15 protein-coding genes are annotated in these 12,434 nt (G+C 38.3%); 8 read left to right on the plus strand and 7 right to left on the minus strand.

The annotated features are described in order from the left end of the window. Positions 1–13: 13 nt before the first annotated feature. Both BK009_RS03790 and BK009_RS03795 read right to left on the minus strand, forming a co-directional pair. Positions 14–2,713, minus strand: a complete 2,700-nt coding sequence (locus BK009_RS03790) for an AAA family ATPase (RefSeq protein WP_100909085.1) — start codon at positions 2,711–2,713, stop codon at positions 14–16. Further along, positions 2,710–3,909, minus strand: a complete 1,200-nt coding sequence (locus BK009_RS03795) for a metallophosphoesterase family protein (protein ID WP_236951049.1) — start codon at positions 3,907–3,909, stop codon at positions 2,710–2,712. The genes BK009_RS03790 and BK009_RS03795 overlap by 4 nt, the downstream gene beginning before the upstream one ends. A gap of 286 nt (positions 3,910–4,195) precedes the next feature. Here BK009_RS03795 and BK009_RS03800 point away from each other — a divergent pair, with 286 nt between their 5' ends. The 5 genes from BK009_RS03800 to BK009_RS03815 all read left to right on the plus strand — a co-directional run bounded on the left by BK009_RS03800 (position 4,196) and on the right by BK009_RS03815 (position 6,985). Continuing rightward, the gene (locus BK009_RS03800) at positions 4,196–4,915 is read left to right on the plus strand and encodes a hypothetical protein (protein ID WP_157809701.1); all 720 of its coding nucleotides are present in this window, start codon (positions 4,196–4,198) and stop codon (positions 4,913–4,915) included. Between the two features lie 21 nt (positions 4,916–4,936). Beyond that, positions 4,937–5,392 carry a hypothetical protein gene (locus BK009_RS03805; RefSeq protein ID WP_100909088.1) on the plus strand — a complete coding sequence of 152 codons (456 nt, stop codon included), beginning with the start codon at positions 4,937–4,939 and terminating at the stop codon, positions 5,390–5,392. 501 nt (positions 5,393–5,893) lie between these two features. After that, positions 5,894–6,493, plus strand: coding sequence for a nucleotidyltransferase domain-containing protein (locus BK009_RS03810; RefSeq protein WP_100909089.1), 600 nt, complete (start codon positions 5,894–5,896; stop codon positions 6,491–6,493). Next, positions 6,459–6,635 (plus strand): hypothetical protein, encoded by a 177-nt coding sequence (locus BK009_RS12370; RefSeq protein ID WP_157809702.1) that lies wholly within the window; start codon positions 6,459–6,461, stop codon positions 6,633–6,635. The genes BK009_RS03810 and BK009_RS12370 overlap by 35 nt, the downstream gene beginning before the upstream one ends. A gap of 68 nt (positions 6,636–6,703) precedes the next feature. Next, positions 6,704–6,985, plus strand: coding sequence for a hypothetical protein (locus tag BK009_RS03815; protein ID WP_157809703.1), 282 nt, complete (start codon positions 6,704–6,706; stop codon positions 6,983–6,985). Between the two features lie 237 nt (positions 6,986–7,222). On the opposite strand, the gene BK009_RS12375 is transcribed toward BK009_RS03815, so the two are convergent. Then, positions 7,223–7,360 (minus strand): ribbon-helix-helix protein, CopG family, encoded by a 138-nt coding sequence (locus BK009_RS12375; protein ID WP_157809489.1) that lies wholly within the window; start codon positions 7,358–7,360, stop codon positions 7,223–7,225. Positions 7,361–7,560: 200 nt separating this feature from the next. Between BK009_RS12375 and mntA the strand changes: the two genes are divergently transcribed. Both mntA and hepT read left to right on the plus strand, forming a co-directional pair. After that, a complete protein-coding gene (mntA, locus tag BK009_RS03820; RefSeq protein WP_100909090.1) occupies positions 7,561–7,980 on the plus strand; it encodes a type VII toxin-antitoxin system MntA family adenylyltransferase antitoxin in 420 nt (139 codons plus the stop codon). After that, positions 7,977–8,402 carry a type VII toxin-antitoxin system HepT family RNase toxin gene (hepT, locus tag BK009_RS03825; protein WP_100907811.1) on the plus strand — a complete coding sequence of 142 codons (426 nt, stop codon included), beginning with the start codon at positions 7,977–7,979 and terminating at the stop codon, positions 8,400–8,402. Before mntA ends, hepT begins: the two co-directional genes overlap by 4 nt. A 72-nt stretch (positions 8,403–8,474) precedes the next feature. On the opposite strand, the gene BK009_RS03830 is transcribed toward hepT, so the two are convergent. From BK009_RS03830 to BK009_RS03845, 4 genes are all read right to left on the minus strand, one after another. Continuing rightward, positions 8,475–9,512 carry a virulence RhuM family protein gene (locus BK009_RS03830; RefSeq protein WP_100907810.1) on the minus strand — a complete coding sequence of 346 codons (1,038 nt, stop codon included), beginning with the start codon at positions 9,510–9,512 and terminating at the stop codon, positions 8,475–8,477. A 397-nt stretch (positions 9,513–9,909) separates the two neighbouring features. Beyond that, positions 9,910–10,614 carry a hypothetical protein gene (locus BK009_RS03835; protein WP_100909091.1) on the minus strand — a complete coding sequence of 235 codons (705 nt, stop codon included), beginning with the start codon at positions 10,612–10,614 and terminating at the stop codon, positions 9,910–9,912. A 10-nt stretch (positions 10,615–10,624) separates the two neighbouring features. Next, positions 10,625–11,323, minus strand: coding sequence for a pseudomurein-binding repeat-containing protein (locus tag BK009_RS03840; protein ID WP_100909092.1), 699 nt, complete (start codon positions 11,321–11,323; stop codon positions 10,625–10,627). A gap of 3 nt (positions 11,324–11,326) precedes the next feature. Beyond that, positions 11,327–11,944, minus strand: coding sequence for a zinc ribbon domain-containing protein (locus BK009_RS03845; RefSeq protein ID WP_100906276.1), 618 nt, complete (start codon positions 11,942–11,944; stop codon positions 11,327–11,329). A gap of 218 nt (positions 11,945–12,162) precedes the next feature. Here BK009_RS03845 and BK009_RS12380 point away from each other — a divergent pair, with 218 nt between their 5' ends. Beyond that, on the plus strand, positions 12,163–12,348 hold the full coding sequence (locus BK009_RS12380; protein WP_157809704.1) for a hypothetical protein: 186 nt from the start codon (positions 12,163–12,165) through the stop codon (positions 12,346–12,348). Positions 12,349–12,434 lie beyond the last annotated feature (86 nt).

The raw sequence follows: 12,434 nt of genomic DNA on the forward strand, positions 1-12,434 counted from the left end.
ATCGATTAAGATTTTACTCTACCGAAATAAAGTTAGCATCCTTCAATGAATTATATTTATCCACATCACAGGTCACCACGATTATCTGCATGTTTCTTGCATTCTCCTCCAGTATTTCCAGGGCATGATGCATCCGCACCGGGTCAGTGTTCACCAAGGGGTCATCCAAAACCACCAACTGCTGCTCATCACCACTTAAAATATTCCCCAGTGCCAACCGGAACAAACACCAAACCTGTTCCTGGGTACCGAATGATAAAAGATCAAGGGGTGCCTCCTCCCCACAAACCTCAATAGAATCCGGTTTCATCTCTCTACTAAAGCTTAGTGAGTATTTGGGTCCTAAAAGTTTCTCCAAATCACCAGTGACCTGTTGACGGATGGGTTCCGAGAGTTCACTGATAGTATTCTCCCGATAGAAACTGGTTAGATCAAATAACAGTTCCAGGGCCTGGGCCTCGGTATCCAGTTCACGTTCTCTACTTTTGAGTTGTTCCAGCTTTTCCTCAAGCAGGTTCGTATCTCGGGATTGATTGATTAAGATTTGGAGCTCGCTATCCCAACGTGCCATTTTAATTTTCTGGTTTTGGATATCTTCTTCCAGTCTTTGCACCTTGGTTTTAAGTCCTTCATATGCACCGAGGGGTTGTTTTTCCTTTTCATCTATTTCATCCTGGTAAACCTGCCAGGCCCTCTTTTTCTGATCAAGTGTTACTGATAACTGGTTCAGTTGTTGTTGTCTTTCTTCCTGGCTGATACCATCCGATTCTAAACGTTTCAAACCTTTTTTGATCTGGTCCAGGATCTGGGCTTTACCATGGATATCAGTTTTATACTGGTGGATGTTTTTTTCCAGTTCCTGAACCAGTGTTCTATTGGCATCCATATCATTATTTAACTGGTCCCTTTCCTGGCCCAGTGTTTTTAATTCCCCTTCCAGCTGGATGATTTTACGGGAAAGATCCTCCCTTACCTGTGCTTTATCCCTACTTTCACATTCTGAGTAGGGAGAATCATCTGGGATTTTACTCCACTTTAGTTTAATCGTATTTTCATATTCAATGATCTCCTTTTGAAGTTCCTCCCTGTTCTTATCTGTTTTTTTAGACAATTCGGATTCAATCCTCTTTATATCATCTTTTTTGGTTTTTTTCCTGATGATTAAACTTTTCAGTTCATCAATATCCTCACTACCAAAGGGAGCTACCAGTTCCTGGTAAAGGAGTTCCATTTTCTCCAGTTCCGCCTTCATTACCCGGACATCTTCACTGCCACTTTTAACCTCCAATTCCCCCAAGTGATCAATTTTTATCTTCAGGGATTGGTTGGCAGTCCAGGAAAATGATTCATCCTTTTCCAGAAAGAAAGGAGTGATTTCACTGTCCAGGGTTATATCACCAGACATCTCCACTTCCGGCGAAATATTTAAAACCAGACCCATGGCCTCCAGGCTGATCTGGGTTTTTTCAATATCCTTTTGGAGTTTTTCAATCTTCTCCATCTGATTAGTTGTAGGGGCGATGATGGTGCTTAATTCTTCCTGGGTTCGGTACAGATTCTGGTATAAATCGTCTATTTCCTGGAAGCGTTGTTTGAGGGATTCCAGGGCCTGTTCATCCATTACCGTGGTGTGGGCAATACCCACAATACTCTTCTCCCCATTGGCCTGGTCCATCTTCTGGGTGATTTCACTCAGGCTGTTCTTTTTGACCTGAATCATCTCCTTTAAGTTATCCAGTTCAGTCTCCAGGGGATTCAGTAAAACTTCCATTTCATCCTTTTCTTTAGTTACCTGGTCAATTTCCAGGTAACTATCAACGATGTCACCAATTTTCTGGTTAAGGGTTTCAAATTCGGTGTTGATTTCCTTTATCTCCCGTTCCAGTTCTTCCCGATTATTCTGGTGTTCCTGGGCAGCTTCCACTTCCCCGGCAAGTTTATCCCGTTCCCCAGTAGCGGCCTGTAGGTTGGCCTGGTTCCGGTTGAGTAGAAACTCAGTATCTTCAATTTGACGGATCAATTCATCCCTTTTAGTGTTTTGGAGTAGGGATTGAGATAGTTCCCCCTGCAGGTTGTTAATCTCGTCCTGGACTTTTTTCAGCTGGCTACCCTTTTTCAGGGTCCTGGTTTTCTCGGTGTAGATCTCTAAAAAACGGGAACGAATACTGGATAAGACTATTTTTTCAGTGTCTGATTCAATTGTGGCACCCACCATGGCCTGCAGGGATGAAAGGGTTTCATCATTTAGGTCATCACTGATGATTGGTTTTCCCTGAACCATCCACAGGGTCTGTCCCAAACCCCACTGCTCTGGTCTGGTGTCACCCCTACCGGGTAATGCTCCGCCCACCAGTTGGATCAGTTCCTTATCAGCACGGTCACCTTCGGCGATCTTCTTCCAATTGTTTCCATCCATTTTTTCCAGGATGCTACGTTTTTCCTGGAATCCTTTGCTGATCCGGTATTTTTCCCGGTTTTTGGTGAAGGTTATGGTGGATCTTGGTTGGAGTGATGTTCCCCATGGTTTCAGGGATTTGATACGGGCCGAGCTACTGGTGTGCTTGGAGTAGAAGGTGGTGATCAGGGAGTCCATAAAGGTGGTTTTACCACTTTCATTGGCACCGTGGAGGATGTTCAAACCGTCCTGGAGCTGGATTTCCCGGGGTTCGGCAAATTTTTTCCAGTTTTCCAGGTGGATAGTTTCCAGTTTCATGGTGAAGCCTCCTTGATCATCTGGTACATTAAAAGAAAGGCCCGGTTAAGGACTTCTGGGGATAAACCCTCCACCAGGTCCTGGTCCCTGAGCTGGTTGAATATCTCCTGGGTTCTGAAGCTGCTGATATCAGCATAGTCCTGGATTTCAGGCTGGGTTTTCATCAATGCGGTGAGGGCCTCGAAGGTCTGGTTAACCACCACCCCCTCGGGTAGCAGTGCTTTGAGTTCCAGGAGGTTGGGTTTAAGGTACAGTTCATCCAGGGAAACCTGGAGTTTTAAAAAATAATCATGGTAATGATCCTCTAACTGGGAGAGGTAACTGATGGTTTCCTGGTCAGTCACTCCCCTGAGTTTGAGATAGATAACTTGATTTTCTGGTTCGGTGATGCTTTTAAGTTCTGCTTCCAGGTACTGGGCATCAGGAAGACCAGTGATCTCTTCTCCACGTTTCTGCCAGATGAGAGCACCCACCCTTATAGGGGTTATCTTTGGAGTGCTGCCTGGTGCATCGATCTCCACCAGCAGGGTCTGACCACTCTGGTCTTCCCCGAATTTAGTGGTTTCCGGGGTTCCAGGGTACACGGTACGGTTGATTCCATTCTTATCTGGATGCTGGAATAGTGAGTGCCATTCACCCAGGGCCAGGTAGTCCAATCCGGATATCTGGGTTCTATCCGGGGGTATGGGGAAGTTAGCCTCGTCAATGAAACCTACCTGGAGGTTGCCATGGGCCACTCCAATGTTTATCTGGTTGGATTCATCTTGAGTTTTAATCCACTTTGTGGGGTCTTCCTGGGATTGTTTTTGACTCACTGGGCAGGGGTAGAGGGTGTAGTTACCAGTAATCACTGGTTTGTTCTCCTGGAAGATGGTCAGGTTGTCCACACTTTCCCATACTGGGTCATAGAATAGGGAGTCCCTGGTGAGGGGGTCGTGGTTACCGGGAAGTACATAAACCGGGATGGGGGATACTTGTTGGAACATCTGGCTAACTTCTCCCACTAAGTTACGGTCCACCTGGTTACTGTCCAGGAGGTCCCCGGCAATTAAAACAAAATCAACATCATTATCCCTGGCAATTGTTAGAATTTTTTGGGCGGTTTTTAACCTTATATCCCTTGCCTGTTGAGCTTTATCCCCTAACTGTTTGTATTTTAACCCCAGATGCCAGTCGGCAGTGTGTAAAAATTTCACCAAAGACAATCCCCCAAAGATCTTATCATACGTTATTGATTAGTTGGTATTATCTAGGTATATATTTATTGGTACTGGATATTGTGATGATCTGTTTTTGGATTAACTGAGTTATGTGGTAAAATAAAAATCAACAGAATAAAAGATAAATTCATAAATAAGAAATAAATCACATTAAAGATAATAATAAATACTTCACGGAGTGGTTAAAATTAAATATAAAGGGATAATATCATTTTTAATACTCACTCTGGTACTTTCTGGTGTGGTGGCCGCAGCAAATTCTGTGAAGTCTTTCCCTACCACCGAACCAGCACCAGTACCCTACACTAGCAGTGTAACCTCCACCTATCTTTTACCCCCTTCGGGGGCTGGTTTTATTGTGGGTTACTATATAAACCCCAGTGTCACACCCCTGTCCAAGATCAACTTCACTGAATTGGAAAAATCTGGAATTACCGATATATACGTTCGAGTTAGTAATGATAATTATGCATCAATACTGCCTGATGCTAAAAAAAGGGCTGATGCCGTGGGGATAAAAACCCACGCCTGGGTATTCCCTGGATTTAGGTATGCTCCAGAGGTGGCGGGTATGAATATCGGGGTTCACCTGGATGTGGAAACCTACGATATGCCCTCATATATACCAGAGATCAAGGCTATGCAGGAAGCCACCCAGGGAGTGACCTTCTCCCTATGCGTGAAACCGGAAATATGGGATGGGAACCAGTATTACAATCGTATAGTGCCGTTGTGTGACTACATCGTCCCCATGCTCTATATAGGTGATTATCCCCATGGATTGTCTGGTTTGAAATACTGGGCCTGGATATACAACATTCTCTATCCCCGGAAAATAGTGGCCGGACTGCAAACCTACCAGTCCTACCAGAACACAACCCCTGTGAGTAAAGGCACCTTGTATTCAGAGATCAGGGCAGTGCAACCCAATACCCGTGGGGTTATCCTGTTCAGGTACGGTTTATCCAATTTTAGTGATTAGTTTAATGTAGAAGTGGATAATATGAAACCTTCTCCCGGAATGAGTAACACTACCCGGATTCTGATAGTGGTGGTGATTATCTTAGTTGCAATCATAGGTATTGCTGCGGCAATGATACTCTTAACTAAAGAACCCCTTGCCAACAATACCACCAATAATACTAATAAAACTGGTAACTTCACACCACAGAGTACCACAACTACCAATAACCAGACTAAATCCTCAGAGTCTTCAGATATTGAAAATTCAGGGTTTAATGGTGTGGATTTGAATGGTTACCGGTTGGTGGATGTGAGAAGATCCAGTGACACCGGTAATGTACGTTGCCGGCTCTGTGGAGAGTGGGCTGTTTTGAGGACAGTTTATGAATACGAAAACAGTGCCGGAGAGAGGATAATGATTGGAGAAAATTATTGTACAGGCTGTGGTGGGACCTGCAAGGACTACTGGCAGAAGGGAAAATGGTCTGATCTTTAATCCTTAAAATATCTAAAAATAATCCCTACGTGGGAAGTCTGGATGTAAACGCCATTACAGGTGAAACCGCAGGGTAGCGGTAAAGGTAGTAAAAAATAAAATATTTATTTTCTTTCTTTTATTTTAGAGGCTCTCTGTTTCCAAATAGTAATCATTGGCTTTAAGTTTGTAAATCTTTACATTAACTAAATAATCCCCTATATTATGTAATTAGGTTGTAAATTTAATTTTATCAATAAGTAAATTTCCTTGAACCGATTATTCGTTGATATAAACTTTATATTAAGTGTTTTTATTTATATCGGCGAAATAAAATGGTTAAATGATTTAAAAACTGAAAATAACAGGATTAATGGTGTTTAAAAATTTATTTTATGAGGAGTAATTCACTAATTTTATTAATATGTAAATTAAAATAAGTAATAATTACTTTCAAGGCACCGAAAGATGTATAGTAAGTTTACTATAATATTATAGTATATTTACTATAATGGTGTTGTTATGAAAGACAATAAACTGGAGATACTGATAAAACTCATTGAACAGGGCGATAATCTTCCAACTATCCGTAAAATATCCTTGATGACAAGTATTAGGTATACTAATGTTTATAACATAATTAAAAAGCTTGAAAAAGAAAATATAGTAGATTTAGAAAAAACTGGTAATGCATACCGTTGTAGGCTACAGAAAACCCCTAATCCATTAATATTCAGTGCAGAGTATGAAAGGAGAGAGTTATTAACAGAAAATAGTGATTTTAAAGTTCTTCAAGAAAAATTAAACAATCTACCCTTCCCCTTCATTGCCTTGTTGTTTGGTTCATATGCCAAAGGAAAGGCTTCGGAAAATTCTGATATCGATCTGATGGTTATTGCAGAAAGTGCTCGGGAAAAAGAGATTGAAAGAACATTATCCATTCTTCCCCTGGATATTCATTTAATATTTTTCACCTATGAAGAATTCATGATGATGATTAGTAGTAATGAATTCAGTGTTGTTTTGGAGGCGACCAAATACAACGTGATCTTAGTGGGTATTGAAGATTACTACCGGGTGATGAGAAATGCTGGACGAGGAACGAATAAAAGAAGCAAATAACAATGTAAAAAGATATTTTAAGGAAAAGTTAATCATTAGGAGAGATCCAGAAACTGACATAATTAACACCTTTAGAATCAACTCTGAAGACAGTTTAAAGGTTGCTGACTATATTTTTAGAGAAAATTTATCATCTTTGTGATTATTGTGACTTCGTATTATTCCATGTATTACATTGCTAATGCCGTGCTTTTTAGTTTGGGATATAAAGTGGGTGATAGAATCTCTCACAAGGTAACTAGTGATGCTTTAATTGTGTTCATAAGGGATAAATTGGCAAAAAACATCTTAGAAGATTATGAAACGGCTAAAAGAGAGGCAATGGATCTAAACAATTTGAGTGATGAGCTAATAGAAAGTTTCGATTACGAGAGAAAGAAGAGATCGGCATTTCAATACGATATGAATACAGTTGTAAAAAGAACCAAAGCTGGAACTTCCCTAGAAAGGGCTAAACAATTTAATTTTCAATTGACAAAGCTTCTAGGATAATCATATAATCTTAATAAATCCATTTACTCCCTCTTATATCTCTGATTTATTGTACGGGTAATTATGGGGATTGGTTTATGTGTAAGATTTTAATTAAATATTAAAGTCTAAAAATTAGGAAGTGGATGATTATCATAATTTCACAAAAAGAGGAGGTGGGAATGTCATCATTCGCCTTTGAATGAGTATCCATCTATATCAGGTCTCAAATCAGTGAATACGATCCCGATACTAGTATTACTCCATTTTATGGTGGTCAACATACTCTTGTAAGGCTTCGGCAATCCCTTCAGACCGTACCTGGTATCCTTCTTTCTTTAACACTTCATCCAAGTTATTTACAAGTTCATCTGGTAATGTCATACTTATTCTCATATGGTCTCCCTCCTTGCTTAATATCTATTATATAATAATTAATAAGTTAATAAATATTTCGATTAGAAGGCATAATTGTATAAAAAAATATTTTTTTGATAATGAAATATTAGAGAAGTAAAAAATCAGAATAGTTCTATTTTTTCAGGAATAGTATTGTCTCTAAACTTATAAATAATCTAAAATATATAATTTTTAATATGAAAAGGGAGATTAGGGAACAAGTTGAAAAATTCCTGGAAAAACAGGATGCAGTTGTACTGTCCTACCTTTTTGGATCTGTTGCCCAGCAAAGAGCGGGTAAACTTAGTGATGTGGACCTGGCGGTCTACCTTGATGAAACTCTTAATAGCTATGAAAAGTTTGATCTGGAACTTGAACTCTTATCTGACCTGGGAGATATCATCTGCACTGACCGGGTGGATCTGGTGGTGATGAATGATGCACCCATTTCACTCAATTTTGAAGTAATAAAGGCTAATCATCCACTTTTTATCCGAGATAAGGATCTTAAAGTTGATTTTGAACATTATATTATGTCCAGATACTTGGATCGTCAGTTCTACAACCTCAGATGGGCTGATGATTTAATTAGAAAAACTGCTAACCGAATCAAATGAAAACCAGAGAAAAGGTTGCCCGGAAAATAAAGAATATGCAGAGATATGTTAAGTTCTTAAGGGAGCACTCTGCCAGTGAAGATGATTTATTAAAGGATTACCTCTTAAAATCAGCCATTGAACGTAATCTTCAACTGGCCATTGAATCTTCTCTGGATATAGGAGAAGTTATAATATCCTCTGCTAATCTGGATAAACCCGAAGATTACCCTAGTATAATATTAATTCTGGGGAAAAACGGAGTGATTCCCATGGACTTTGCCCAGGAGTTTCAAGAGGCAGCAAAACTCAGGAATATACTGGTACACATGTACACTGATGTTGACCCGACAGTGATAGCCAGGATATTAGAGAAAAATCTGGATGATTTTGATGAATATGCACGTTATATTGCCATTTATTTGGAATCCGAGCATGAATGACTTGTGATATTGATGTAAATAAAAAAAATCACGTGACTCGTAATCATGTATTGTGTATCTTAATATGAAAAATTAAGTGTTTCCATTCCTGTTTTTATCCAGATATTTCCTGGTAACCTCTTTATCAAAATCAGAAATATAATCATTATCCTGGATTTTTCGGTATTTTTCAAATTCTTTGGAGGCAATCTCTTTAGCTACTGCTTTTGTAACTTTACCCGGATTTTTTAGGATGTCATATTCGTTGAATTCTAAGAATTTATCTAACCTTGATACCCAGTCCTCCATGGACATGAGTTTATGTCTCGTAGCTTGATTCTCTGCATAGTCCAGGTACATGTAAACGATACGATTCAATTCTGAAATCTCTTCCTGGGATAAATAGTTTTTAGCAACCCCAGTGTCTGATTTTAAGATTTTACCTTCTGGTGCATTCTTCCAGGTGGTGAGGCCCATATTCTTTTTGGTGCTGTCAGCTCTTTCTGATATGATTTCTGCTGCAGTGTGGTGAGTTATGGCCCAGTGAAGTTTATTTTGAACAGTTGCATAAAAGGTTCGGGTAATCTCAGCATCTTTATTATAATCAAAACTGCACTGTGCATAAATGTCAGTTATTTTCTGGTAAAATCTACGTTCACTGGCCCGGATTTCACGGATCTTTTCCAGTAATTCATCAAAATAGTCTCGACCAAAACGGGTCCCGTTTTTTAAAAGATCTTCATCCAAAACGAAACCTTTAGTTATAAATTGATTTAAGACGTTAGTAGCCCAAATACGAAATTGCGTAGCCTCTTTAGAGTTCACCCGATAACCTACAGCAATAATTGCATCCAGATTATAAAAATTAATATCTCTACTAACTTCTCTATTACCTTCTTTTTGAACTATTAGGAAATTCCTAATAGTTGACTTTTCAGATAATTCACCGGTTTGAAATATATTTTTCAAGTGCTCATTTATGGTTGGTGTTGTCACATTAAAGAGTTCTGCCATGGTTTTTTGTGTGGACCACATGGTGTCATCTTTTAGGAGAACTTCGATGGTTGCCGCACCTTCATCACCCTTGTAAAGAATTATATTATTCTTTTGTAATTTTTGATCTTTGTCCATAGATCTCAACCCTAAAAATATTTACTCTTCTTTTGGAATAAATGAAACCCTCTTTATTCATTTATAAAGTTTTACCAGTTTTCCAGACTTTATCTTACACTTAATGGTTAGTGGCTGTGTGTATTTTACTATGATCATTAAAAGTTTTGATAGTTGTCCTAAGGAGTATCTGAGAAGTAAAAAGAATCAACCTTTAATCAAATAAAAAAAGCTTAAATAAAATAATGAGGCAACCAGGAAGTGAAATTAACATCTTCCCGTGGAAATTGATACCTTAAAGGACTTCCACAATTTTCCTAAATCAATATTTTTCCTCATTATTATACTCCTTATACAATACGTGAGGTTATTTGTATAAGTCTGCTGTTTCAAAGGATTATGACCTCTTATTTTAAAATTAGTTTAGTTTTAGATTATCTATGATAGATACCAGTTCAATGCTTTGTTTCCTGGTTTGTTCAACTGATTCATAGGTGTATGTTTCATATATCATGGCAGGAATTCCTGCTTGAATTAAGGGTATGGTAACATATGAAGGGCTGGTGGGTTCTGGTGGACTGTAGATAGTTAACCAATTTGTTTTATTTTTGATTTCACCAGCTATTTTAAGAGCTTTTTCTGAGCTGGCAGGAATAAACAGGAACTTTCTCACTTTATAGTTCCCTTCATTGGAGTGCACATCAATAACTAATTTTATAGAGTTGTTTTTAATGTTGGGAATTGCATATTTATTTGCCAAATTTTGTCCATTAGTTCTCCCTTTATTATAATTATCCGGGTTCTGGGTTACATTAATTTTGTAAATATAGTAGCAGTTTTTCAGGGATTTATCACTGGTTTTTATGGTTTCTACAATGGCGTCGTGGGATTGGTATTCTAGGGGATGGACTCCTACAACATAAGCTATACAATTTGGGGAGCTGGCATTTCCATAGGGACCATAACGGGTGACAGTGCCATATTCAGTTTGTCCTAAAACCACACTGCTGAAGGAGGGTGGTGTTGAATTAGTATTTTGGCTAGGATATAGGTAAAATGAGGAAATAAAAGTTCCACTAAACACTAAAACCAGAATGATTAATAATTTAAGGTATTTCCTCATTTGATCACATTTATGGTATTATTACAGTGGGTGGTAGTTGGTTTGTGGATTTATATTGGGTTAAAACATTTACATAGAGGTTTAATAGACTTTCTGGAGATAGGTCAGGTTGTCCGGCTACAGATATGCCAATATAGTTGGGAGATAATCCATTATTATCCATCCAGCTGTGGGTTCTTTGAGCCATATCCACATATTGGCTTTTAGTTATTGAGGCGGCAGTTATGGTTCCAAAGGGACTGTCAGGGTTCCCATAATTTCCAATGGGAATATTTCCGGTTTGACCACTATCTATCATAACAATACCTTTGGATAAGATGTAAAGGCATTGATTTTTGTCGAGAGTGACCCCCTTAAAGGTAATGGTATCAAAGCCAACTCCTATTTTAGATATTTCCTGTGCAAGGTTAGGTACCTGGGATACAGGGAATCCTGTGCTCATTGAAATCGGTTCATTATTAACCGTGCTGTTGGGAATAGTTGTGTTCGAGTCATTGGGTGCTTTTAGGAGAACTCCTGCCATTATACCAAGCACGGCAACCAGGGCGATGATTGAAACAATTAATATTTTGTTCATTTGTGTTAGACCTTCAGTTTCTTTTTTTGAACTTGTTGGTCTGGATAATGTATCTTTCCTTATTTCATTACCACATTGTTCACAAAAACTTGCATCCGAGTCATTTTCGTGTCCGCAGATTTTGCATTTCACTATTTAAGCCCCCCTGTTTCTTGCCTTTTTAATACCATTTTTTAAGAACACTCCAAAGGACCCTCCTAGGGCCCCTGCAACAAAAACTAGAATGATTATAATAATTCCTTTTAAGAATGTGTATAAAGGTTCTAAAGAGTTTGAATTACTGTTGCTGGCTGTGTTCAGATAAGATGGTGTTTGAGAAGCTGTAGAACTGGCAAATGGTTTAAGGGCACTGGCAATTGATGCTGCAATACCCATTGTTATTAATAATATAATGCCTAGGATAAATCCCAAAATTGTTAAAGCAATTAAACTCATGAACAGTCCATTTATCATTCCATCTTCAAAATCTCTACATCCAACTATACCGGTGGTGATCCCGCCCACAAAAACCATGGTTACTAAAACTAGGCCTATGTAAATGGTTAGATCTATGGCGCCGGAGACAGCTACTGAACCATATAAAAAAGAGCATAATATCAATATTAACGTTGAAATTGCTAAACCAGCAAAAACAGCTAATAGATTTATTTGACTGTTAAAACGCTCAATATAATTTTTCTTAAGATTTTTACCGCATTTTTTGCAGAACTTTACATTGGTCTTGTTTTCATGACCACATTCAGGACATTCCAATATATTCATCCCCATCAAATCTTGTTCAAAGCTAATGTTATATTCTCACATTATTTAAATTATTACATAATAGTTGTTAATGAGTATTGATTAATGATTTAAGGGCTAGAATGAATGTAGTGTCCTGTTTAAATAGTTTAATGTTAATAAAAAGCATTTATTAATCCTTTTTTTAGTCACCCCACACTCTTGTTTTAACCAACAAAAAATTGATTTTCATGGGATCCAAGAGGACTACCAACATTGATCTCCGTAAGATAATATCCATAACCGCCTACAAGGATTTATTGCATCTTCGAGAGAAAACAAGCAAAAAACTGATTACTTCACAGCTATTGACCGCCATACAGTTACTTTCACCATTAATGGAAGATCCCATACTGTTCCTTTTACTAGGCTTATAATGAAGGCGGCTGTTGAGGGGAAAATCAGGCAGATTTGATTCTAGTTGTGAAATAAATTATCAAAATAGCAAACATAAAAACATTTT

Origin of the sequence: Methanobacterium subterraneum (assembly GCF_002813695.1) — an archaeon.
Classification (GTDB): Archaea; Methanobacteriota; Methanobacteria; order Methanobacteriales; family Methanobacteriaceae; genus Methanobacterium; species Methanobacterium subterraneum.